We start from the raw sequence: 21,796 nt of genomic DNA, 5'->3' as shown, positions 1-21,796 counted from the left end.
GGCCGCAAGCGACCCAGACAAAGAAGTGATGCTAGTCGATGTCCGCAGGGATTCGGGCGATGGCCTTGAACCGCAACCCACTGATTGGGCGAGCATCGGCAAGGTTGCCGTCCTTGGTCTCGGCGAACAGGCGCAGAAAGGTCAGGATGTCGGGAATATCCGCTGTTAAAACCTCGCCAAACAAATAGGCGGTCTTGCCGGCTTGGCGCACCGACAGGGTTTGTGGGCGTTTGCAGCCGGACATGCAGTCAACTTGTTGTAGTTTGACGTCCAGCCCTGCTCCGGTAATGGCCTCGCGCAATTGTTCCGGCAGAGTCGGATCAGCGTCTCGGCAGGTGCGGCACAGGGTCAGGGTTGGGATGGTCATTCCGGGTCAGCCAAAGGCCCATAGAGGATCAGCACCGGCGCGGTAGTTTTGAGTTCCCGTAGCAGTGTGGGCAGCTCACCCACGGTGTGATGCGACAGTTCCTGATCCGGGGTGGAAATGGCCAGCGCCAGCATGGCCGGGGTCTCGGGGGGTAACCCATGGGTTACCAGTAGCTCGGCCAGCGCAGCAAAGGTGCGTTTGCCCATATAGACCACAGTGGTCGCATTGGCATCGGCCAGCGCGGTTAGATTCAGATCCTCGGGCAGCTCTCCGGTCACGTCATGGCCGGTGATATATTGCAACCGTCTTGCGGTCAAGCGGCGGGTCAGAGGGATACCTGCCGCCGCAGCTGCTGCTGAGGCTGCGGTAACGCCGGGAATGACCTCGTATTTGATACCTGCCTCGCGCAGGGCTGTGATTTCTTCCTCCAGCCGACCAAAGACACCGGAATCGCCGGACTTTAGCCGCACAACCTTGGCGCCGGACCGGGCGTAGTCCACCAGCAGTTTACTGACGTGGTCTTGTTTAGGAGAGGGACGACCGGCCCGTTTGCCGACACCAACCAGATCAGCGTCGTCACATGCATGGCTCAGGATCGGCCCGGACGACAGATCATCGAACAGCACAGCATCCGCGGCCTTCAGACGTTTAACAGCCTTGACCGTCAGCAACTCAGGATCGCCCGGGCCTGAAGAGACAAAGCTGACAAATCCACTCATGTGGTTTCTCCGGTGATCAGATGAAAGAAGGTGCCAGTGACATGACCTTTGATTGAGCCGGTTTCTGGCACGGGGTTGCCGTCAGCGTCAAAGACATCTGCCAATGGGGCGTCCGGTTCGTCCAGAATGGTGGAATAATGGAATTCATGCCCACGTAATGCGCAACCTGCCTTAAAACCGGGCATATTTGCGCCCAAAACAGCGCGACGATAGCCCAGATGGAACTTACGTTTTTCGTAGGAGGTCACCAGTCCCAGTAGCCCGGCCATCTGGTGGCGGTTACCTTGCTTGTCGATCAGCGCTTCGCCCAGGGCCATGTAGCCACCACATTCGCCGTGGACAGGTTTGGTCTCTGCATGTTTGCGTAGGCCGGCGCGGTAGGTTTCTGCTGCTGCGAGGGTGCCGCTGTGCAGTTCAGGATAGCCGCCGGGGAGCCAAACCAGATCGGCGTCCGCAGCGGGGGCTTCGTCTGCCAATGGAGAGAACGGCAGGATCTCGGCCCCGGCGTTGCGCCAACCAGTCAGCAGGTGCGGGTAGGTGAACGAGAATGCCGCGTCGCGGGCCAGCGCGATGCGCTGTGCGGGTGGGGTTGGCAGCGGCTGGGCGGTTGGGGCAGGGCCAGACAGGGCGGCAGCTTTGATTGCGTCAAGGTCCACGTTGTCGCGCAGGAAGGTTGCGTAACCTGAAATGGCTTCTTCGAGATCGGGGTGTTCAACCGCCTGGATCAAGCCAAGGTGGCGTTCGGGCAAGGTCAAGTCACCACGGCGGGGTAGTGAGCCAAGCACCTTGATGCCCGCCTTTTCCATGCCCAGCCGAGTGAGCCGCTCATGGCGCGGGCTGGCGACGCGGTTCAGGATGACGCCGGCAAAGGGGACTTCGGGGTCGTAGTTCTTGAAGCCGAGTGCGGTGGCGGCGGCAGACTGCGCCTGACCGCCGACATCAACCACCAGAATGACCGGCCAACCCATGCGTTTGGCGGTTTCGGCGCTGGTGCCAAAGGCGGTTTGGCCCCGGGTGGCAACGCCGTCGTATAGGCCCATCGAGCCTTCGCCGATACAGATTTCAGCGCCCTCGGCCTGTGAGGCGACGGCATCCAGAAGCGTGTCGTCCATCGCCCATGTGTCGAGGTTGAACGAGGCGCGCTTGGCGGCGGCGAGGTGGAAGGCCGGGTCGATATAGTCAGGCCCGGATTTGAAGGGCTGCACAGACAAGCCGTCTTCGGCTAGTGCGCGCAACAGGCCTAGCATTACGGTGGTTTTGCCAGTGCCTGAGGAGGGGGCGGAGATCATCAGGCCGGGGGGATTTTGTGCATGCGCCATTACTCGGTTCCTTCCGGAAAGCGCGGGTCGGTGCCGATGGGGCGATAGCGGCGGTCGTAGTCGCCCGCGTACAGACAGCTTTCGTCAAATTCTTCGGCGCCGATGGCGCGGCCGACCAGGATCAGCGCGGTGCGGCCGCGTTCGCCGCCGGTGGCGTCTTCCAAGGTTTCAAGCGTTGCCTTGATCACGCGCTGGTCAGGCCAGGTGGCGCGCCAGACGATGGCCACGGGGCAGTCGCCGCCGTAATGGGGCGTCAGGCGTGAGATGACTTCCTCGAGCACATGCACCGAGAGGTGAATGGCCAGGGTGGCACCGGTTTTGGCAAAGTTTTCAAGTGTTTCACCGTCGGGCATGGATGACGCGCGGCCCGAAGTGCGGGTCAGAATCAGCGACTGGGCGACACCGGGTAGGGTCAATTCTGCCCCAAGTGCTGCCGAGGCGGCGGCAAAGGCGGGAACGCCGGGGGTGACGTCGTAGGGGATATCCATAGCGCGCAAGCGGCGCAGTTGTTCGCCCATGGCTGACCAGACCGAGAGGTCTCCGGAATGCAGGCGGGCGATGTCGTGACCGGCGTCATGCGCCGTTTTGATCTCAGCGATGATTTCATCCAGCGACATGGATGCCGTGTTGATGATGCGGGCACCGTCCGGGCAGTGCTGCAACAGGGCCTCGGGCACCAAGGAGCCTGCATAGAGGCAAACGGGGCAAGAGGCGATCAGGTCGCGGCCGCGCAGGGTGATCAGGTCGGCGGCGCCGGGGCCAGCGCCGATGAAATGTACGGTCATGTGGGTGTCCTTTGGGCAATTGCCGCAGTGGCAAGGCCATTGTCTGTAATAACGCGGAGGGCCAGCAGTTGCACGGTTGCATCTGGCTGGCCTTGTTTGGCGGCGGCGAGGGCTGTGGCCTCGGCCAGGGATCCGGTGCCAAAACGGGCTTGGATCCGGCTGGATTGGGTCGGCGTTTCAATGCCTTGAATATCGTCTTCGGCCAGCGCGATCACTGGCAGGCCCATGTCGGTGGCCAGTTGCTGCATCTGCGGGGCGCTGGCCTTGGCTGCGATTGAGGCCAGCGCGTCGGGCTGGGCACAGCCGGTTAGCGCAATTGCGGCGCGCAGGTCGGCGGTGCTGGCCGATTGGCGAAATCCGATACCTGCTACCTTCATCGAGTGACGCTCCATTGCAGGACGGGGCGGGCGCGCTCCCAGCCGCGCATGGAGCCCAAGGGGCCTGATTCGGCAATCTCGGCCTTCATCAGATGGCCACCATGTTGGGCGTGGGCAGTCATTAACAGGGTTTCGGTTTCCAAGGTTACGCCATTGGCAATGATGCGAGTGCCAGCGGGCAGGATTTGCCATAGCTGATCTAGCAACGCCTGTGACGCGCCGCCGCCGATGAATACGGTGTCTGGCAGTTCCTGGGTCTCTAGCGATTGCGGGGCCTGTCCGATAACCAGGCTCATGCGATGGGTAAGGCCAAACTTTGCCGCGTTGCGGTTAATATTTTCAGACCTGTGCGTACGCTGTTCAAATATCAACGCACGGGCACCGGGGGCCGCGAGGCACCACTCGACTGAGATTGAGCCAGAGCCACCGCCGATGTCCCACAAGAGCTGGCCGGGGCGCGGAGCGAGGGCTGACAGCGTCAGGGCGCGGATCGGGCGTTTGGTGATCTGGCCGTCGTGGTGGAACAGGTCGTCCGGCAGGCCCGAGGCGCGGGGCAGACCGGGATTACCCATGGCGGCCAGAGCCACGGCAACCGGAGCCTGTATATCGTCGAGGTCAAAAGCATCGGCGCGGGCGCTGCGCACCCGCTGGTTTGGCCCGCCGAGGCGTTCCATCACCGCCATCTGAGTTTCGCCGAAACCTTGTTGGGTAAGCCATGCGGCCAGTTCTACCGGTGCCGCGCCATCGCGTAAGGTGCAGATCAGTTGCGTGTTGGGGGCCAGCACGGGCAGCAGGCGTTCAAAAGGGGCCGCATGGAGGCCAAGGCAGAGCGTATCCTCGATCCGCCAGGCCATGTGATTGGCCACCAGTGCGAAGGTCGAGGGCACCGGATAAGAGATCCATTCACCCGGCGCGAGATGTGTGGCGAGAGAGCCGCCAGCGCCGTGCCAAAATGGGTCGCCTGATGCCAGAACCGCGACCTGTTTGCCACGGGACTGCATTACCGGATCAATGGTGAAGGGCACCTGCCATGCTTGGCCTCGATCCCCGGCATCAACCAATTCCAAATGACGTGGTCCGCCAAAGATGATCTCGGCCTTGTCCAGCGCAGATCGACTTGCATCTGATAGGCCGCTCAGTCCATCTTCGCCCAGACCGATGATCGACAACCAGGGATCAGACATGACACGTATCCTTTTGCTGGGGGGCACAACCGAGGCCTCGGCGCTGGCGAAACAGCTGGCGGTGGCCGGGCGGGACGCGGTGTTTAGTTACGCCGGCCGAACCGCGCGCCCGGCGTCGCAGCCGTTGCCTATGCGGCTGGGCGGGTTTGGCGGTGTGGCTGGGCTGGTCGAGTACCTGCGCAGTGAGGGCATCACCCATGTGGTGGATGCCACCCATCCCTTTGCCGCGCAGATGAGTGCCAATGCGGTTGCAGGTTGTGGCGAGGCAGGCGTTGCGCTCTGTGCGCTGGAGCGGCAGCCGTGGGAGGCTGGAGAAGGGGATAGCTGGGGTCGTGTCGCCGATATGCAGGGGGCTGTGGAGGCGCTGCCCCAGAGTGGCGCGCGGGTGTTTCTGGCGATTGGCAAGCAGAATCTGGATGTCTTTGCTGCCAAGCCGGGCAACCATTACCTGTTGCGGTTGGTGGATGCGCCCGAGGCAGCGCTGCCGCTGCCGGATTGCGCGGTTGTGGTGGCGCGGGGGCCATTTGATGCTGCGGGTGATCAGGCCCTGATGGCAGAGCATGGGATCACCCATGTGGTCGCCAAAAATGCTGGAGGCGTGGGTGCCGAGGCCAAGCTGCATGCCGCGCGGGCACTGGGCGTGCCGATCGTGATGATCGACAGGCCGCAGGTGCCGGATCGGAAGATCCTGCGCAGCCTTGGCGAGGTTATGACGTGGCTGGAGCATTCTTAGCCTTCGGTTGCATAGCGCGGTGTGTAGACATGGCGGCCGACGCGGCGGGTGTCAGCATTGCCCACTATAACAACCGTGCGCATGTCTGCCATCGCGGGTGTTGCTTCATTTAGTGTGACTGTGGTGATCGTCTCGCCCGGTTTGGAGACATCTCGGGCAAAGGAAATGAGTGTGTCGCCGCCGCAGGCCTCGCGCAGTATTTCAAGGGCGCGGCCAAACTGATGTGGGCGGGATTTGGAGCGCGGGTTGTAAAAGCCCATGGCAAAACCGGCCTCACCCGCGAGACGCAGGCGCTTTTCGATCAGGGACCAGGGTTTGAGGTTATCGCTGAGGTTGATGGCGGCAAAGTCGTGGCCCATCGGTGCGCCGATACGGGCGGATGCGGCGAGCATGGCGGTGATGCCGGGTAGGACTTGGATATCGAGATCCAGCCAGTCGGGCTTGCCTACCTCCAAAGCCTCAAACACAGCTGAGGCCATGGCAAAGACGCCGGGATCACCGGAGGAGACCACCGCGACACGCTGGCCTGCGGCGGCCATTTCCAGCGCATGGGTGGCGCGTTCGATTTCAACCCGGTTGTCCGTGGCGTGCAGGGTTAGGCCGGGGCGTTCGGGAATGCGTTTGACGTATGGGATATAGCCGACAACATCGGTGGCCTCGGCCAGAACGTCCTGCACCTGCACGGTGACCATGGTTTCATTGCCGGGGCCAAGGCCAACAATCTTGACCCAACCTGCGTCTGTCTGGGTCATGGGCGGCGTCCTTGGCCGTGCAAGATGACTATCGAGAAATAAGGCACTTTGCCCGTGACATCAGTAAGTTTTTGCACGGTTTGATCTGTCATGGTTCCCCTTTCAACCAGCCAGGCATCCTCAAGGCGACCAGCGCGTTCCAATGCGCGGCGCAGCTTGGGCAGGTTGCGGCCGATCTTCATGATCACCAAAGCGTCGGTATCGGCGGCGCGCTTGGCCAGTTCATCTTCGGAGAGGGTGGCCATGGCGACGGTCAGTACGTCGTCACCCCAGGTGATGGGCAAACCGGTGGCGGTCCAGCAACCAGACATGCCGGTGATGCCGGGAATGATCTCGACCTCGGCGCGGCCTTCTAGGCGGATGTGCAGATGCATGAAAGAGCCGTAGAGGAAGGGGTCGCCCTCGCAGAGCACAACCACATCGTCGGTCTTGGCCATTTCGGTCAGGGTGCCGGCCCATTCGTCATAAAAGGCGCCGAGGATGCGGTTGTATTCCGGGTCCGTGAAGTGGATCTCGGTCGTGACCGGATATTCCATCGGATATTCCGCCGCGCCCTCGGGCAGCATGCCGTCGACCAGACGACGGGCTTGACCCTCGTATCCGGCCTTGCGGAAATAGGCGATGTGGCGCGCGCCCTGAATGGCGCGGTACGAGCGCAGGCTCATCAGGTCGGGGTCGCCGGGGCCGAGGCCTGCGCAGATGATTTTACCCATGGTCACTCTTTCCAGCTGGCAAGCGCGTTGACGGCGGCGACGGTGATGGCAGATCCGCCCAGGCGACCTTTTATGATCATCGAGGGCACTGGCAAGTCCTGCATCAGCGCGTCCTTGGATTCCATCGCGCCGACAAAGCCAACCGGGCAGCCGATGATGGCGGCGGGGCGGGGGCAGGATGGGTCTTGCAGCATGTTCAGCAAGTGAAACAGCGCGGTGGGGGCATTGCCGATGGCGACAACGGCGCCGTCCAGTTTGGGACGCCACAGTTCCAGCGCGGCAGCAGACCGTGTGTTGCTCATTTCTTTGGCCATATCCGGTACCCGGGGGTCGCGCAGGGTACAGATCACCTCGTTATCGGCGGGCAGGCGCGGACGGGTGATGCCCTCGGAGACCATATAAGCGTCGCACAGGATTGGGGCACCGGCGGCCAGTGCGGCGCGGGCGGTTTCAGCCATATCAGGGGAGAAACGGATCTGCTGTTCCAGCCCGACCATGCCAGCGGCGTGGATCATGCGGACGGCGACGCTTTCCTCATCTTTGCTGAAGCGGGACAAGTCGGCCTCACCCCGGATGGTGGCAAAGCTTTCGGCGTAGATGGCGGCGCCGTTGGTTTCATAGGTGTGGAGCATGTTAGCTGCCTTTTGTCAGAATATCGGGTGAGGCGCGCAGTTGAGCGGCACTCAGATGTGTTTGGGCGGGATGATCCGAGGCTTTGCCATTGCGGATCAGGTTGAATGTGTCGGCGGCGGTGGCGGTCAAAGTGAGCGGGGCGGACGCTGGATGGGCGCAGCCTTTGGCGCAACCGGACAGGTGCAGGGTGGACTGGGCTGGGACATGAGGAGCAAGATCGCGGGCCAATTGCCGGGTGGACGAGAGCGCCTGCCTGCAGCCGGGCGCACCGGTGCAAACACTCACCCGCAGGCGGGGATCTGTTGCGTCAAGGATCAGGCCGGGCAGGGGCGCGAGGTTGGACGCATCTTCGACCAGCAGTGCGCGCCATGGGGTGAGGCGGAGTGCGCCGCGGGTGGCCAGGTCAGCAAAGCTGGTGGCGGGGATCTGGCCGAATTCCAGCCCAACGAGTTGGCCAGTGGCGGTTTGGCCCAGAGTTGGGCGTTCTGCGGGGGAGCTAAGGTTCGCCACATGCGCGGAGGGTGGCGTGCGGCGCGCGATGAGCGGTTTCATTCTGCCACGCCCGTCGGGCGCGCCGCCTTGGTCGAGGAACCAGCGGGCGAGGTTTAGAGCCTCTTCGACTGCGGTCTCGGTGGTCACGGGCAGGCCGGACTTAGCCCCATCTGCGAGCAGGACCAGGCTGTCTGCGGTGCGCTCGATGCGGATGTCGGCGGCAGTGTTGCGCAGCACTGGGGCGGGGCCGGTGTCCACGGCAAAGCCGAATTTGCCGGGGAGGTTGAGGTCAGTGGCAGTGACGAGGGCGTCGCTGAGTTGTTGGGCGAGGGCGTGGGTTTTATCGCCTTGGCTCCAGAATGGTGTGACCAGTACGTTGCGGCGGACCTCGGCTGCTGCATCTGTGTCAACCAACCCCAAGTCTTGCAGGGCGGCGATCAGGGCGGGGTGATCTCTCTCAGAGACACCGCGCATTTGCAGGTTGGCGCGGGCGGAAACATCGAGCAGACCATTGCCATAGCTTTGGGATAGATCTGCAACGGCCTGTGCCTGATCCGAGCTGAGCCGTCCGAGAGGCGCGCGGATGCGCACCACCAGCCCGTCGCCGGACATCATTGGACGCAGGGCGCCGGGGCACCAGCCATAGACTTTGGGAGCAACTTCACTCATGCCGCGCCCTCTAGCTCGGCCATGATAGAATTGCGGCGGGTGATCCAGAGGCCTGCGTCAGACAGGGCGCGGAAGCGGTCGCGCATGGCTTGCAAGGCCTGAGGGTTTTCGGCTTCCATGAAATCGACCAGATCCTCGCGGCCCAGGGTGGCCTCAAAATACAGATCGAACAGATGCGGTTGCACCACCTGGGCCAGATGGGCAAAGGCGGCCATGTGGTCGAGGGTGGCGGCAATCTCGGCGCCACCGCGAAAGCCGTGTTCCATCATCGATGTGGCCCAGTCAGGGTTGGCCGCGCGGGCGCGGGTGACGCGGGCGATTTCTTCGCCCAGCGAGCGGGCCTTGGGTTGGTCAGGGCGGGTGGCGTCCATGTGATAGAGCGCTGGCGTGGGTTGGCCGACGCGGGCCATGGCGGCGGCAAAGCCTGCTTCGTGGGCGGCATAATCCGAGGCAATCAGCAGATCAGTTTCGGGCAGATCCTGCAGATGGACAAAGCTGTCAGCGGTTTGAAGGCGGGTTTCCAGCGCTTCGCGGGCGGGGATGATATCACCCTTGGCGTCGATGGCGTGGGAGGAGGCGTTGAGCCAGGCCTCGCCTGCGGCCTCGCGGGCCGTGTCGGTGTAGGTTTCCAGATGTGCGCCCATGTTGAGGCCATACTGCCCCGGTTTGGGGCCAAACACACGGGGGGTTTGGGCTAGGTAGGGGTTGTCGCTGGCGGTTTCTTCACGGGTTGCAAGAGTTGCGGCGGCGGATTCGAACATCTGGGCCAGACCGGGGAAGACATCGCGGAACAGGCCGGAAACGCGCAGGGTCACATCAATGCGGGGGCGGCCAAGCAGGGCCAGCGGGATCACTTCGAACCCCGAAACGCGCTCGGAGTTGTCGTCCCATTTGGGGGCAAGGCCTGCGAGATGCAGTGCCATGGAAAATTCCTCACCTGCGGTGCGCATGGTGGCCGAGCCCCAGAGGTCAATCACCAGCCCGCGCGGCCAGTCGCCGTGGTCCTGAAGGTGGCGGCGCAGCAGCTCTTCCGCCAGCTTGACCCCTTGGGCCTGCGCCGCCCGCGAGGGCACCGCGCGTGGGTCGGTGGTAAAGAGGTTGCGCCCGGTGGGCAGCACGTCGGTGCGGCCACGATACGGAGAGCCGGAGGGGCCGGGGGCCACAAGCTGGCCGTTGAGAGCCGACAGCAGACCGGTTTTTTCGGCCTCGCCACAGTCGCCAGTGCCAAAGATATGCAGGCCCTCGCCGTACTGGCTTTCCTTGATGTCGCAGACAAAGGAGTCGATGCGGGTTAGCGCTTCGGCGGCTGAACTGTCGTCGTTTAGGCCCAGATCGGCCTCGACTCCGGTGGCCTGCGCCTCTGACCGGATGTCATCAATCAGGCGATCGCGGCGGGCGGGGTCCAGACCTTCGGCGGTGGAGTATTCGTCGAGCAGGCTTTCTAGTCGTCCCATGCCTTGTGGCAGGGAGGTCTGGGCCAGTGGCGGCGGTAAGTGGCCAAGGGTGACTGCCCCGATGCGACGCTTGGCCTGGGCGGCCTCGCCGGGGTCGTTGACAATGAAAGGATAGATGACGGGCAGAGTACCGGTCAGCGCTTCGGGCCAGCAGGCGGCGGAGAGCGCGACGGACTTGCCGGGGAGCCATTCCAGTGTGCCATGGGCACCGATGTGGACGACGGCGTCCATCTGTGTCTGTAGCCAGAGGTAAAAGGCGACATAGGCATGACGGGGCGTGCGTTCGACATCATGATAGTCGTCGATGCGGGTGGCGACATCGCCGCGTTCGGGTTGCAGGGCGATTAGGGCGTTGCCCGATTGCAGAGCGCGGAAGTGGAAGGCTTCGTCGGCGAAATCGGGGTCTGACTGCGGGTCGCCCCAGGCTTGGGCCAGGTCATCTTGTAGCGATTGCGGTAGGCGAGAGACGGCGGACTGATAGTCGGTGAGCGGGAAGCTCAGGGTTTCGGACATTAGGCGCGGGGCGAGATCGCCGGGGAGTTCTACGGTATAGCCTGTCTCTGACAGAGAACTCAGGATGTTCTCGGCCGAGGCCAAGGCATCCAACCCCACCGCATGGGCCAGTTGATAGTCTTTGCCGGGGTAGGTGGACAGGATCAGCGCGAGTTGTTTTTCTGCGTTTGCTTTGGTCGACAGCTGGTGCCAGCCCATGACCCGGTTGACCACAGCCGTGATGCGCTTGGTGTCAGCTTGGTGGGCAAAGCGGGAGTACTGCAGGTCGGGATCTTTGCGGCCCGGTGATTTGAAACTGACGACGCCGCCAAACACGCGGCCATCAACCTCGGGCAGGACCACATGCATAGCCAGATCAGCCGGGGAGAGGCCGCGGGTGGCGCTGTCCCAGTCCTTACGGCGGGCGGTGGACAGGGCGACCTGATAGACCGGGCAGCCGGTGGTGTTGAGCGGAGAGGCCTTGCCGTCGCTGCCGATTGCTGAGAAGGCTGTGGCGTTGATGATGGCGGATGGGGCCAGACGTGGCAGGGCTTCGCGTAGCCATTTGGCTGTGGCTGGGGCCTTGAGGCTGGCGGCGAAGAGACCGTAGGCGGCATGACCTCGGCTGCGCAGTTCAGCAATCAGGGCGTCGACTGGGGCGGTGTCGGCAGCTGTTAGGTAAGAGCGGTAGAAGCTGACCAAAAACAGAGGTTTGTTATCTTCGGGGAGCGATGACAGCACGCCTTGGTCCGGGTCATAGAAGCCATGCTCGGGCGTTGATTTCAGACCTAGGACCGGGCTGGCATAGAGACCGGCGGCTAGGGAGAGTTGCGCGAGGGCGGCCTGGGCGGCGACGGCTCCGCCAGCGTCGCACAGGGATTGCAGGCGGCGCAGGGTTGAAACTGGGAGGGTTGAGAGCTCATCCAGACGCGGGTCTTCGCGGCCATCGGCTGGGAGGATGGCCAGTGCAATGCCATTGCGGCGGGCGAGGTCTTGTAGGGTGGCGAGGCCATAGGACCAGTAGCTTTCACCGCCGATCAGGCGGACGAGGATGCCCTTGACGCCCTCTAGCGTTTGCTCAGCATAGACATCGACCGATAGCGGGTGTTTCAGGGCCACCAGATTGGCCAGGCGCAGCGAGGGCAGGGTGCCGTCAGCGCGGTGCCAGCCTGCCGCAAAGGCGCCAAGGTCACTGTCGGAGAAGGACAGCACCACCAGATCAGCCGAGGTTTGGCCCAGATCCTGTGGGGTCTCACTTTCTTCGAGACCGTGGCTTTCGCGGAAGACGACGTGCATGAGATTAAGGTGTTTCCATTATTTGTTATGAGTGACAAGGGCCACAAAGGGGAGTGCCTGACCTTGGGGAGGTGCAAAGCGCCTTCCCGTTTTGTCGTAGGCAAACCTACGGTTTGACGGGAAGGTCAGGCGCGGCCCGGCGGTGCCGGGCCAGAGTTTAGGCCCCCAGTGAGGCGTGGATGGCGGCAGTGTCGATGTTGTCGTGCTCGGCAATCACAACCAGCTGGGTGCGGCGGGTGTCGCTGCCCCAGGGTCTGTCATATTGCGCGCGCAGGCGTTCGCCCACAGCCTGTACCAGCATCCGCATTGGTTTTCCTTCGACCGCGACATAGCCTTTGACGCGCAGGATATTACGCTCGCGGGCAAGTTTTACGATGGCATCTTGCAGCGCCTGTGGATCGGTTACTTCGCCCATTTCGACCACAATGCTCTCAAAATCGTCATGCTCGTGATCGTGGTGGCCATCGTGGTGGCTGGGGCGGGCGTCTAGATCATCCTCAGCCGCCGCGTTCAGGCCCAACACAACGCGGGGATCAATCACACCTTCGGTCATTGGTAGGATCGGCAGCTTGCGCGGGCTTTCCTTCTCGATCACGGCGCGGGCAGTAGCAAGACCGTCTTCGCCTGCCAGATCAGCCTTGGACAGCAGAATGATGTCGGCGCAGGAAATCTGATCTTCGAACACCTCGGACAGCGGTGTTTCGTGGTCCAGGCTGTCGTCCGCATCGCGCTGGGCTTGAACCGCGTCCAGATCAGGGGCGAACTGGCCTTTGGCGACGGCTTCGGCATCGGCGAGGGCAATCACGCCGTCAACGGTGATGCGCGAGCGGATGGCAGGCCATTCAAAGGCCTTCAGCAGCGGCTTGGGCAGCGCCAGACCTGATGTTTCGATCAGGATATGCTCGGGCGGCTGGGGCAGGGCCATCAGCGCCTCGATTGTCGGAATGAAATCATCGGCCACGGTGCAGCAGATGCAGCCATTGGCAAGCTCGACAATGTTGTTTTCCGGGCAGTTTTCATCGGCGCAGGATTTCAGAATGTCGCCATCTACGCCAGCGGTGCCAAATTCGTTGACCAGAACGCCCAAACGCTTGCCCTGTGGGTTCTGCATCAGGTGGCGGATCAGTGTGGTCTTGCCCGCGCCCAGAAATCCGGTGACGACTGTGACGGGGATCTTGTTGAGATCGCTCATGTATTTACTCCTGAGACGGGGCATCGACCGGCGGGATGCGGGCGATGGATTGTTTGCGGAAGACGACGGGGCGCTCGCGCCATGGGACCAAACCGTCTTCGGTTGCGGCATAGGCGGCAGCACCGGCAAGGATGTCGTCAACATGTTCGTTGGGATCAAGGTCACCGTAGACATAGGTCCAGCGTTTGTCGCCGCCGCTCAGCACCATGGAACAGCCGCGTTTGCAGGCGGACAGACATTCGACGCCGCGAATGTTCACGCCTTCGGGCACCCCGGTTTCTTTCAGTGCCTCCAGTAGGATGGATCCCGGACGTGTGGCGTCGGGATCAACATCTGCGCGGCGGCAGGTTGTACAAACAGTTAGTGTTACATCACCCATAGGGGGCCATCTCCTTGTGGTGACAAAAAGGGTAAGGCCAGAAGGGGGACCCATAGTGCAGGAGCCCTCAACCGGTTGCGAAACACCCCGTTCGCCCGTTGATCGTCATGTTGGCAGGTCTCCCGGCTTGCGGAGTCAAAAGGCCAAGGGCCTTTGTGCGGTGCTCTTGCCTTCCCGGCCTAGGCCAGTGGCATCAGAGACCTCTCCGGTCACGGTCGCGGGGGCGGCTGTGCTTGCGCAATTGCGCGCATCACATTCCCTCTTCGCCTGTCGTAAAACAGGAACCAACAAAACCCCCTTGCGTCATCCCCCCGGTCCTTGTCAAGTCATAGCTGGAATCAGCAGGAGACTCGCCGTGAGTGACACCCCGAAAAAAGAAGCGCCCGTCGATGATGAGGCTCGCCATGCGGCCAAGATGGCCAAGAAAAAGGCGGCCCGTGATCGGATGATGGCGACCAAGGATGGTGAGAAGGGGCTGATCATCATTCACACCGGTCCGGGCAAGGGAAAATCTAGTTCCGGCTTTGGTATGATCATGCGCTGTATCGCGCACAAAATGCCGTCGGCTGTGGTACAGTTTATCAAGGGGGGCTGGCAGACGGGTGAGCGGACATTGATCGAAGAGAACTTCGCTGACCTGTGTCAGTTCTATGCGATGGGCGAGGGCTTTACCTGGGAGACGCAGGATAAAGCACGCGATATTGCGGCGGCGCAGGCGGGCTGGGAAAAGGCCAAGGAAATGATCCGGGATGAACGCAACACCATGGTGTTGCTCGACGAGATCAACATCGCGCTGCGCTATGAGTATCTGGATCTGGCTGAGGTGGTCGAGTTTCTGGAGACCGAAAAGCCGCCGATGACCCATGTGGTGCTAACCGGGCGTAATGCCAAGGAAGAGCTGATCGAGATTGCCGATCTGGTGACAGAGATGGGGCAGATCAAGCATCCGTTCCGCGCTGGGATCAAGGCGCAGAAGGGCGTGGAGTTTTAGAACGTAGGCGCGCGATTGCCTACCCGTGGGTGGGCGATCCCACGCTGGTTTGAGGCAGTTTATCTCGGCAAACTCCGTACGAGATTGAATTGACATTCGAAGCATAGCCAAATCGCCTACCCGCCGAGACGGGTAGGCGATCGCGCGGCGGCCTGCGGCCCTGTTCCGCGCAGGGGTTATGCTGCCAACTTGGCCGCTTGCTGCGTTATATACCCATTCACTGTGGCACGCTCTTCTTCGCTTAGTCGCAGGCCCAGTTTGGTGCGGCGCCACAGGTAGTCCTCGCCGGTGCGGACCCATTCCCGCGCAATCGCCCAATCCAGCTCGCGGGCGGTGATGGTGGCACCAAAATCCTGTCCCAGGTCGGAGGCTGAGCTGGCCTCTCCCAGTACCTCCCATGCCTCGGTGCCATAGGCGCGGATCAGGCGGCGGGTGGCATAGGGCGAGAGGTAGGGGTAGTCGGTGGCAAGTTTGGCCTGAAGGGTTTTTACATCCTCGACCGCGAAATCGCCACCGGGCAAGGGCACGCCTGCGGTCCAGTTGGATGTCAAGTTGGGCAGGGCTGAGCTGATCTTGACCATCGCGGCCTCGGCCAGTTTGCGGTAGGTGGTGATTTTGCCGCCAAAAACGTTCAGCAGCGGTGCTGCGTCTTGATTGAGCGACAACACATATTCGCGGGTGGCTGCTGTGGCAGAGCTGGCACCGTCATCATAGAGCGGGCGCACGCCAGAATAGGTCCAGACGATCTGATCGCGCGTGACAGGCGCGTTGAAGTACTCAGATGCAAATTTTACCAGATAGTCCTGTTCGGCTTCGGTGCATTCTGGTGGCGTGTCTACGTCTGTGTGGTCGGCATCAGTCGTGCCGAGCAGTGTATAGTCTTCCTCATACGGGATAGCGAAAATGATCCGTCCGTCAGTGCCTTGGAAGAAATAACAGCGGTCGTGATCATAGAGTTTGGGCACCACAATGTGGCTGCCCCGGACCAGCCGTACGGTTTCGTTGCTTTGGATGTTCAGCTGCTTTTGCAGCAGGTCCGCCACCCAAGGTCCGCCCGCGTTGACCAACATCTTGGCACAGCGGGTGTGGACCTCTCCGCTGTCGCGGTCTTCAAGGGTAATCTCCCAATGATCGGCCATGCGTTTGGTGCCGATAACCTTGGTGCGGGGCAGGATGGTGGCACCACGATCTTGGGCATCGCGGGCGTTGAGCATGACCAGACGGGCGTCCTCGACCCAGCAATCGGAGTATTCAAAAGCGGTTTCGAACTTGGAATTTAGCGGCTTTCCTGCTTCATCTTTGGTCAGGTCGAGCTTTCTGGTGCCGGGCAGAATGCCGCGTTTGCCAAGGGTGTCATACATGAACAGCCCTAGACGGATCAGCCAGGCTGGGCGGCGGCCCTTCATCCAGGGCATGATGCCGGACAGTAGCTTGGAGGTCGGGGTGTCGTTCTCAAACCGCATGTCTGCGTGATAGGGTAGCACAAAGCGCATCGGCCAGGAGATATGCGGCATCGCCATGAGCAGGACCTCGCGTTCGATCAGCGCCTCGCGGACCAGACGAAATTCGAAGTACTCCAGATAGCGTAGGCCGCCGTGAAACAGTTTGGTTGCAGCCGAGGACGTTGCTGAAGCCAAGTCATTCATCTCGGCCAATGTGACGGACATGCCGCGGCCTGCTGCGTCACGGGCAATGCCACAGCCGTTGATGCCACCGCCGATGATGAACAGGTCGGTGATCGGATGATCAGTCATTTTCGCGGCTTTCGTTTTGTGTCACAGTTAGAATGCGAGTGCCTGCCAGTTTGGCAGCTTTGGCAAAATCTTCGGGGACGGGTTGGTCAGTCACCACAACATCAAGGTCGTCAACTGCGCAGATACGGACAGGCGCAGACCGTTCGAATTTGCTGCTATCGCAAACCAGAACCTTAGTGCGGGCGTTCTTCAAAATGGCGCGTGCAACTGAAACTTCGCGCGCATCATGATCCATAATGGCGCCATCGGTGTCCATTGCCGATGCGCCGATGATAGCAAAATCCACTTTATACCGAGAAATGAACTCCACGGCGTCTTCGCCGACAATTGCTCCGTCACTTTGCCTGACAGTGCCGCCAGCTAAGATCAGATTTTTGGTTTTCACCCCCATCATCATATTGATGATATTAATGTTGTTTGAGAGGACGGTGAGGCCTCTGTGCTCTGATAAGGCGCGGGCGACCTGTTCGGTAGACGTGCCGATGTTCAAGGCCAGCGAGCAGTTGTCCGGGATCAATTCTGCAACCAGTGCCGCCATTGCCTGTTTGCCCTGGGCATTCTGCTTGCGTCTGTCGGCATAAACGCGATTGGCAGCGGAGCTCGTGCGGACGGCGCCACCATGTACCCGTGACAGGGCGCCCCGGTCGCTAAGATCACGCAGGTCAGCACGGACCGTTTGCAGCGAAACCTCAAAGCGGCTGGCAAGATCTTCAACCTCGACCCGGTCTTGGGTGTTCAGCAGGTTCAGAATAGTGGCTTGGCGAGTGGAGGCATCCATGGAAAGTCCTTTCGCTGAGGTTTTAGCGAATGACCTTCGTATTGTCACTATTTGATTTCGTAATGCTTTCGATTTGTTGAGTGTGTCTACAGATGCAGGCACTGCTTGTTACAGTTCACCTCGTGTCAGGGGGATGAGATGATTATCCCATCGCATATCGTTTTGTGAAAGTGGGCTGATGTCAGGCCCGCTCAGGGCCGCAACCTGTCCTGTCCCGGTGGTAACAACAAAGCCGCTCTGACCTGTGGCCAGTCCACAGACATCCGGCAGCTGGTGTTCGTACAGCAGTTCACCGCTAACAGCGTCCATGACTTGCGCCACCCCACCACGCGGAGAGGTGACAGCAGCTTGCTTGCCGTCGGCACTAAAACCAATGGAGCCGCCATACCCCTGTAGATTACGGACCCTTGGATCGTCTTCGGCAAGCAGTTGTGGTGTGGTGCCGGACAAGTGCAGCCCGGTGATTGGTACATCAGCACCCGGTTCGCCCTGCCATTGCATGGCAAAGGCTAAGGTGCCGTCAGTATGAATTGCCAGATGTCGAATTGAGTTCTGATGAAGGTCCGGCGGCAAAACCACTTGGTCTTGCACACGACCATTGAAGTCAGTGTAGCTAAGGTTGGGGCGCATCGTCTTCAGGTTCAATTTAGCGCGGCCGCTGCTGGGGTGGGTCTGAATGCCGCCATTGGCAATCACCAATCCCGGCGCGTCTTTGCGGATTAATATATCGTGGGGGCCAATTCCACCCGAGGAAAAACTGCCTATACGTTGGTAGCCACTAGTTGTATCCCAAATCCCTACCACGCCACGGGATTTCACGTAGTCATTTTCAGTGGTATACAGGCGGGTGCCGTCTGAGCTGAAACACCCGTGCCCGTAGAAGTGATGCCCACCAGGTGGATCAAGCCGTGCGAGAGGTGCTCCGTTTCGACAGTTGATCACCTGAGCGAACCGGCCGGGACGCCGGGCAAAGGCTACAATTTCAGGACGTTTTGGATGGGCGCTGGCAGCGTGGCCTCGATCAGGAAGCGGGCAACGGAACAGGATATCGCCTTTTGATGACAGTCCTGCCAGAACAAAGCTGCCGTCGTTTTGCTGACCCGCAGCCAGAAAGCTTGGGCATCCAAGGTCAGCCCAGCTGGCCTGAGGTGCCAGTCCTGTCGCCAGAAGTCCGGCCAGGAAACTGCGGCGAGAGGCCATGTTAGTCACCGTCCAGCGAATTGAACCCGGGAGTAACCCCCAGCGCGGGCCCCAGATCTACGTCCGCGATGCTACGGATATCATTTATTTGTTGTTGCAGTGCTTCGATACGAAAACGATTGCTTGGATCAGAGACCCGGGCAAATACAGGATCCGCCAAGCGGGCGGCACTGATACGGGCTTTGGAAAAACCTGCCTGCAAGTCGGCGGCCAGTGCCAGGTTATCACCAGCCAATGCGATTGCTAGGCTTTCAAGTGATTGCAGCGACAACTCTACATGGCGAAGACTGCGGCCTGAACGGCGCGCTTCAGCCCGGTTTGGCCGGGGATGGTCAAATGTCCCTAATGGGCGACCCAGGCGCATGTCAGAAGTGACTTGCAGGCCGGTGTTCAAGGCCTTGAACAGCTCTTGTTTGACCTCAGAACGGGTTTGGTAACGATCACCGGGCGTGCGCATTTGGGCGACATAGTTCTGTTGCCAATCTTTGAGAATGAGATGAGAGGTGTCGGAAATGTCATCGGCTATGGCACGCACCAATTGGCAGCGATAAGCCTCTTCGCCGAGCGTACTTAGCTCGGTATCATACAGTAGAAATTCGAGTGCATAAAAGCCATGTACCGCAATTGATGATGTCGCAAAATCCGAAGGTGTTTTAACAGCAGGATCTTCGTTTTGGATCATTGCAGACAGGGCTTTGGGGATTTTACCGCGGCTGTCAGGCCAGAACGCCAATGCAAAGGCGCGGTTGTCGGTTTCTGTGGGGCCAAATCGCAGGTGGCTCACTGTGATCCATGCATCAAAAGCGTCAGCGTAGGCCTGCTGCAACTCTGCTGAGTTTGACCTGCAATCCTGAGCCGCAGCTTGCGATAAAGTTTGAGAGTGGCCGGCAAGTGCGCTCATCGATGGCAGGATTTGCTGATCCAATACGTCGTCAACCATATCGGCCTGCACGGCAAAAGCAGACAGCGAGAGGACAAAAGCGAGAGTGAGTGAACGCATGTCAGAGACTTTCCAGAAAACGAATGAGGGCTGCGCGGTCAGCGGGGGGCAGTTCGACAACGGTGTCGCGCGCTGCTTGGGCCTCGCCGCCATGCCATAACACGGCTTCGAGCAGGGTGCGCGCACGGCCATCATGCAAATATCCGGCTTGTGCCGAGACCTGTTGTGTCAGGCCAATCCCCCACAATGGTGGCGTGCGCCATTCGCGGCCGGTGGCACGGGCTTCGGGACGGTGATCTGCCAGTCCTTCACCCATGTCGTGCAGCAACAGGTCGCTGTAGGGCCAGATCAGCTGGAAGCTTTGCTCGGGGCGGTCAGACAGGCGATGGGTGACATATTTGGGAGTGTGGCAACTAATACACCCAGTGTCATAAAAAACCTGTTTGCCGCGCAAAACTTGTGGATCGCCTAGATTTCGGCGAGCAGGCACCGCAAGGTTGCGGCTGTAAAAGGTCACAAGATCCATGTTGGGCTGGTCGATTTCGGTGACGCGGGTATCACCATCACCGTGGCGGGCATTGCGGCAGTCCGCTTGTGCTATAGTACAGTCTCCCCAAGGGTCGGGGAACAGTGGAGTTGAAATACCAATGTCGCCTGCAAAGGCGGCAGCGGATTGTTGATGCACGGTGGGTTGGCCTGCTTTCAAACCAAACCGGCCAAGCATCACTCGCTCGTATTCAGTTGACCAAACCAGATTTGCACGGCCCGAGATGCCATCGTTGTTGGCATCAGTCTCATCAACATTGGCCAGGATGTCATCCACCGGGATCGCCTCGAGTAATCCAAGACCGATCATCGGCGGCGCAACCCGTGGGGACAGCATCGCATCTGCGTGCAACGGGCCGTAGCCAAGATTGAGCGCCTGGTAGGTTGGCTGACGCAGTTTGGTGGTTTCATCACCGGAAAGGGCGATCTCGATCTCCTGATAGGTCACCGAAAAACTATATTCCGGGGCCATGCCAGGAGGCGAGAAATCCTGTAGTTGAGTGCCATAGTTGGGATCTGGTGCGGTGCCGATATAGTCTTTGACAGCAGCCATATGGGCAGGCGTATCTGCGGGAATGGATATCCGCAGGAAGATTGAAACAGCGCTGTCACCCGCATCCAACGGGACATGTCCGCGTCCATCCTTGATATGGCAACGCTGGCACGAGCGGGCATTGTACAGCGGCCCTAAACCATCGGAGGCCAATGTCGAAGCTGGGGAGAACACCCAGAGTTTTTTGAACAACCCATTGCCAAGCTTGAATTCCAGCTGTTGTTCAAAACTGATGTTTGGAGAGTGCTGAGAAAACGCCTCGGTATCGGTGCGGGACCGTATTGTGGCGGCACCCGCCGGCTTGTCTTCATATAGCTCGGTGGCAGAGAAATCATCTGTCAGAGCCACAACCTCAGCGATACGTGACTGTTCAGCTTGGGTGCGGGGGATCAGATCAAGATGTGGATCGCCTAGATCTAGTTTCGTCAGATCCATCGCCGTCAGGGGCGTGGCCGCCAGCAGGGTCGCGGCGGCCAGCAGGGATCTACTCGGCGTTGTCCATTGTCGTGGCATTGAGGAGAGCATAGTTTTCCGCACCAATTCGGTCATGCAGTTCAAGTTGGGTCTCGAGGAAATCGATATGACCTTCTTCATCGGCCATCAGCCCATCGAACAGCGCTTTGGTTACATGGTCGCCAACAGTGTCGCAATGCTCGCGCGCTTCTTTGTACAGGGCCCGAGCCGAGAGTTCCGCAGCCAGATCGCATTCCAGAGTTTCCTTAGGTGTCTGCCCGATTCGCAAGGAATCCAGTTTTTGCAGATTTGGGTGACCTTCGAGAAACAGAATGCGTTCAATCAGCTTGTCAGCGTGCTCCATCTCTTCGATGCTTTCCTCGCGGCTTTTCTTGGCCATTTTGCCAAGTCCCCAATCGTCCTGCAGGCGATAGTGCAGCCAATACTGACTGACGGCCGTCAGCTCGTGTCGCAAGGATTTGTTGAGATATTCAATTACTTTGGGATCGCCCTTCATGGCTATTCTCCTGAGTTACCACGCTGCGCAAATTTTGCAGGTTCCTGGGAACTGTGAGTTTATCATTCCCACGCATGGTGTCCACAAACAGGGGCATGCAACCGCCGCAGTCGGCGGATTTTCCCAATGCGTGATAGATCTTACCGGGTGTGATGATGGTTTGCGGGTCCGCCTTGCGCATCCAGGTGATGGCAGAGTGGATGTCGTGGTCAGTGATGCAAGTACAATGGCAGACGATCATAGCTTGGTCCTACTAACTGGCAAAGTGGGCTGCCCAGCGGTGATTGATTCGATGTGAATTTTATCTGACAGTTTCTATCGGGTTTCAAGAGTTTCTGAGCAAAATAGTCAGAATGACCGATGGGAGAGAGGTTAGCGACAAGAATGGGGTGCACCGCCTGATGAAGTGTTCGCAGGGGCAACAGGTTGTTGGTTGACATCGGATTCTGAAATGCCAAGCAAAAAGGCTATTTCCTGATGTGGAAATAGCCTTTGATCTGTGCATCTG

General features: G+C 60.2%; 22 protein-coding genes and 1 riboswitch. Of the genes, 2 read left to right on the top strand and 20 right to left on the bottom strand.

What is annotated here, in order from left to right:
* Positions 1-31: 31 nt before the first annotated feature.
* The 6 genes from FEE96_RS05345 to cbiE are packed head-to-tail and all read right to left on the bottom strand — an operon-like array spanning position 32 to position 4,751.
* The gene (locus tag FEE96_RS05345; RefSeq protein ID WP_138161980.1) at positions 32-367 is read right to left on the bottom strand and encodes a DUF1636 family protein; all 336 of its coding nucleotides are present in this window, start codon (positions 365-367) and stop codon (positions 32-34) included.
* Entirely contained in the window at positions 364-1,086 is a 723-nt protein-coding gene (gene cobA, locus FEE96_RS05340; protein ID WP_138161979.1) for a uroporphyrinogen-III C-methyltransferase, read from the bottom strand. Before cobA ends, FEE96_RS05345 begins: the two co-directional genes overlap by 4 nt.
* On the bottom strand, positions 1,083-2,405 hold the full coding sequence (locus FEE96_RS05335) for a cobyrinic acid a,c-diamide synthase CobB (RefSeq protein WP_138161978.1): 1,323 nt from the start codon (positions 2,403-2,405) through the stop codon (positions 1,083-1,085). The genes cobA and FEE96_RS05335 overlap by 4 nt, the downstream gene beginning before the upstream one ends.
* Positions 2,405-3,190, bottom strand: a complete 786-nt coding sequence (gene cobM / locus FEE96_RS05330; protein WP_138161977.1) for a precorrin-4 C(11)-methyltransferase — start codon at positions 3,188-3,190, stop codon at positions 2,405-2,407. Before cobM ends, FEE96_RS05335 begins: the two co-directional genes overlap by 1 nt.
* Complete coding sequence (locus FEE96_RS05325) at positions 3,187-3,567, bottom strand: cobalamin biosynthesis protein (protein WP_138161976.1); 381 nt, start codon at positions 3,565-3,567, stop codon at positions 3,187-3,189. Before FEE96_RS05325 ends, cobM begins: the two co-directional genes overlap by 4 nt.
* Positions 3,564-4,751: a precorrin-6y C5,15-methyltransferase (decarboxylating) subunit CbiE gene (gene cbiE, locus FEE96_RS05320; RefSeq protein ID WP_138161975.1), complete on the bottom strand. Its 1,188-nt coding sequence runs from the start codon at positions 4,749-4,751 to the stop codon at positions 3,564-3,566. Before cbiE ends, FEE96_RS05325 begins: the two co-directional genes overlap by 4 nt.
* Here cbiE and FEE96_RS05315 point away from each other — a divergent pair.
* A complete protein-coding gene (locus FEE96_RS05315) occupies positions 4,750-5,484 on the top strand; it encodes a cobalt-precorrin-6A reductase (RefSeq protein WP_138161974.1) in 735 nt (244 codons plus the stop codon). The two genes, cbiE and FEE96_RS05315, sit on opposite strands and share 2 nt — an antisense overlap.
* Here the strand turns inward: FEE96_RS05315 and cobJ are convergent.
* The 7 genes from cobJ to FEE96_RS05280 form a co-directional block, all read right to left on the bottom strand.
* On the bottom strand, positions 5,481-6,236 hold the full coding sequence (gene cobJ / locus FEE96_RS05310; protein ID WP_138161973.1) for a precorrin-3B C(17)-methyltransferase: 756 nt from the start codon (positions 6,234-6,236) through the stop codon (positions 5,481-5,483). The genes FEE96_RS05315 and cobJ overlap by 4 nt on opposite strands.
* A complete protein-coding gene (gene cobI / locus FEE96_RS05305; protein ID WP_171021613.1) occupies positions 6,233-6,949 on the bottom strand; it encodes a precorrin-2 C(20)-methyltransferase in 717 nt (238 codons plus the stop codon). The genes cobJ and cobI overlap by 4 nt, the downstream gene beginning before the upstream one ends.
* A 2-nt stretch (positions 6,950-6,951) precedes the next feature.
* Positions 6,952-7,581, bottom strand: coding sequence for a precorrin-8X methylmutase (locus FEE96_RS05300; protein WP_138161971.1), 630 nt, complete (start codon positions 7,579-7,581; stop codon positions 6,952-6,954).
* A gap of 1 nt (position 7,582) precedes the next feature.
* On the bottom strand, positions 7,583-8,743 hold the full coding sequence (gene cobG, locus FEE96_RS05295; protein WP_138161970.1) for a precorrin-3B synthase: 1,161 nt from the start codon (positions 8,741-8,743) through the stop codon (positions 7,583-7,585).
* On the bottom strand, positions 8,740-11,985 hold the full coding sequence (cobN, locus tag FEE96_RS05290) for a cobaltochelatase subunit CobN (protein WP_138161969.1): 3,246 nt from the start codon (positions 11,983-11,985) through the stop codon (positions 8,740-8,742). Before cobN ends, cobG begins: the two co-directional genes overlap by 4 nt.
* 157 nt (positions 11,986-12,142) lie before the next feature.
* Positions 12,143-13,177, bottom strand: a complete 1,035-nt coding sequence (gene cobW / locus FEE96_RS05285) for a cobalamin biosynthesis protein CobW (RefSeq protein ID WP_138161968.1) — start codon at positions 13,175-13,177, stop codon at positions 12,143-12,145.
* Between the two features lie 4 nt (positions 13,178-13,181).
* Positions 13,182-13,556, bottom strand: a complete 375-nt coding sequence (locus FEE96_RS05280) for a DUF1636 family protein (protein WP_138161967.1) — start codon at positions 13,554-13,556, stop codon at positions 13,182-13,184.
* Between the two features lie 95 nt (positions 13,557-13,651).
* Positions 13,652-13,860: riboswitch (cobalamin riboswitch) on the bottom strand.
* A 51-nt stretch (positions 13,861-13,911) separates the two neighbouring features.
* Between FEE96_RS05280 and cobO the strand changes: the two genes are divergently transcribed.
* Complete coding sequence (gene cobO, locus FEE96_RS05275; RefSeq protein ID WP_138161966.1) at positions 13,912-14,547, top strand: cob(I)yrinic acid a,c-diamide adenosyltransferase; 636 nt, start codon at positions 13,912-13,914, stop codon at positions 14,545-14,547.
* Between the two features lie 176 nt (positions 14,548-14,723).
* Here cobO and glpD read toward each other — a convergent pair whose 3' ends face one another.
* The 7 genes from glpD to FEE96_RS05240 form a co-directional block, all read right to left on the bottom strand.
* Positions 14,724-16,301, bottom strand: coding sequence for a glycerol-3-phosphate dehydrogenase (gene glpD / locus FEE96_RS05270; protein WP_138161965.1), 1,578 nt, complete (start codon positions 16,299-16,301; stop codon positions 14,724-14,726).
* Complete coding sequence (locus tag FEE96_RS05265) at positions 16,294-17,079, bottom strand: DeoR/GlpR family DNA-binding transcription regulator (protein WP_138161964.1); 786 nt, start codon at positions 17,077-17,079, stop codon at positions 16,294-16,296. Before FEE96_RS05265 ends, glpD begins: the two co-directional genes overlap by 8 nt.
* Positions 17,080-17,187: 108 nt before the next feature.
* A complete protein-coding gene (locus tag FEE96_RS05260; RefSeq protein ID WP_138161963.1) occupies positions 17,188-18,279 on the bottom strand; it encodes a DUF1513 domain-containing protein in 1,092 nt (363 codons plus the stop codon).
* A 1-nt stretch (position 18,280) separates the two neighbouring features.
* Positions 18,281-19,279 (bottom strand): imelysin family protein, encoded by a 999-nt coding sequence (locus FEE96_RS05255; RefSeq protein ID WP_138161962.1) that lies wholly within the window; start codon positions 19,277-19,279, stop codon positions 18,281-18,283.
* Position 19,280: 1 nt separating this feature from the next.
* Positions 19,281-20,831: a di-heme oxidoreductase family protein gene (locus FEE96_RS05250; RefSeq protein WP_425467295.1), complete on the bottom strand. Its 1,551-nt coding sequence runs from the start codon at positions 20,829-20,831 to the stop codon at positions 19,281-19,283.
* Positions 20,803-21,288, bottom strand: coding sequence for a bacterioferritin (gene bfr, locus FEE96_RS05245; RefSeq protein ID WP_138161960.1), 486 nt, complete (start codon positions 21,286-21,288; stop codon positions 20,803-20,805). Before bfr ends, FEE96_RS05250 begins: the two co-directional genes overlap by 29 nt.
* Complete coding sequence (locus tag FEE96_RS05240) at positions 21,263-21,529, bottom strand: (2Fe-2S)-binding protein (protein ID WP_138161959.1); 267 nt, start codon at positions 21,527-21,529, stop codon at positions 21,263-21,265. The genes bfr and FEE96_RS05240 overlap by 26 nt, the downstream gene beginning before the upstream one ends.
* Between the last annotated feature and the right edge of the window lie 267 nt (positions 21,530-21,796).

This window comes from Parasedimentitalea maritima (genome assembly GCF_005771405.1).
Classification (GTDB): Bacteria; Pseudomonadota; Alphaproteobacteria; order Rhodobacterales; family Rhodobacteraceae; genus Parasedimentitalea; species Parasedimentitalea maritima.
This window is presented reverse-complemented; position numbering and strand designations above follow the sequence as displayed.

Bases quoted from the DNA above. Each gene is read 5' to 3' on its own strand.
- FEE96_RS05300 (WP_138161971.1), bottom strand. From the start codon at position 7,581: ATGCTCCACACCTATGAAACCAACGGCGCCGCCATCTACGCCGAAAGC.
- FEE96_RS05315 (WP_138161974.1), top strand. From the start codon at position 4,750: ATGACACGTATCCTTTTGCTGGGGGGCACAACCGAGGCCTCGGCGCTG.
- FEE96_RS05255 (WP_138161962.1), bottom strand. From the start codon at position 19,279: ATGCGTTCACTCACTCTCGCTTTTGTCCTCTCGCTGTCTGCTTTTGCC.
- glpD (WP_138161965.1), bottom strand. From the start codon at position 16,301: ATGACTGATCATCCGATCACCGACCTGTTCATCATCGGCGGTGGCATC.
- cobA (WP_138161979.1), bottom strand. From the start codon at position 1,086: ATGAGTGGATTTGTCAGCTTTGTCTCTTCAGGCCCGGGCGATCCTGAG.
- cobN (WP_138161969.1), bottom strand. From the start codon at position 11,985: ATGCACGTCGTCTTCCGCGAAAGCCACGGTCTCGAAGAAAGTGAGACC.
- cobM (WP_138161977.1), bottom strand. From the start codon at position 3,190: ATGACCGTACATTTCATCGGCGCTGGCCCCGGCGCCGCCGACCTGATC.
- FEE96_RS05240 (WP_138161959.1), bottom strand. From the start codon at position 21,529: ATGATCGTCTGCCATTGTACTTGCATCACTGACCACGACATCCACTCT.
- FEE96_RS05335 (WP_138161978.1), bottom strand. From the start codon at position 2,405: ATGGCGCATGCACAAAATCCCCCCGGCCTGATGATCTCCGCCCCCTCC.
- FEE96_RS05250 (WP_425467295.1), bottom strand. From the start codon at position 20,831: ATGCCACGACAATGGACAACGCCGAGTAGATCCCTGCTGGCCGCCGCG.
- bfr (WP_138161960.1), bottom strand. From the start codon at position 21,288: ATGAAGGGCGATCCCAAAGTAATTGAATATCTCAACAAATCCTTGCGA.
- FEE96_RS05345 (WP_138161980.1), bottom strand. From the start codon at position 367: ATGACCATCCCAACCCTGACCCTGTGCCGCACCTGCCGAGACGCTGAT.
- FEE96_RS05280 (WP_138161967.1), bottom strand. From the start codon at position 13,556: ATGGGTGATGTAACACTAACTGTTTGTACAACCTGCCGCCGCGCAGAT.
- cobI (WP_171021613.1), bottom strand. From the start codon at position 6,949: ATGGGTAAAATCATCTGCGCAGGCCTCGGCCCCGGCGACCCCGACCTG.
- cobJ (WP_138161973.1), bottom strand. From the start codon at position 6,236: ATGACCCAGACAGACGCAGGTTGGGTCAAGATTGTTGGCCTTGGCCCC.
- FEE96_RS05265 (WP_138161964.1), bottom strand. From the start codon at position 17,079: ATGGATGCCTCCACTCGCCAAGCCACTATTCTGAACCTGCTGAACACC.
- FEE96_RS05260 (WP_138161963.1), bottom strand. From the start codon at position 18,279: ATGGCCTCTCGCCGCAGTTTCCTGGCCGGACTTCTGGCGACAGGACTG.
- cobG (WP_138161970.1), bottom strand. From the start codon at position 8,743: ATGAGTGAAGTTGCTCCCAAAGTCTATGGCTGGTGCCCCGGCGCCCTG.
- FEE96_RS05325 (WP_138161976.1), bottom strand. From the start codon at position 3,567: ATGAAGGTAGCAGGTATCGGATTTCGCCAATCGGCCAGCACCGCCGAC.
- cbiE (WP_138161975.1), bottom strand. From the start codon at position 4,751: ATGTCTGATCCCTGGTTGTCGATCATCGGTCTGGGCGAAGATGGACTG.
- cobW (WP_138161968.1), bottom strand. From the start codon at position 13,177: ATGAGCGATCTCAACAAGATCCCCGTCACAGTCGTCACCGGATTTCTG.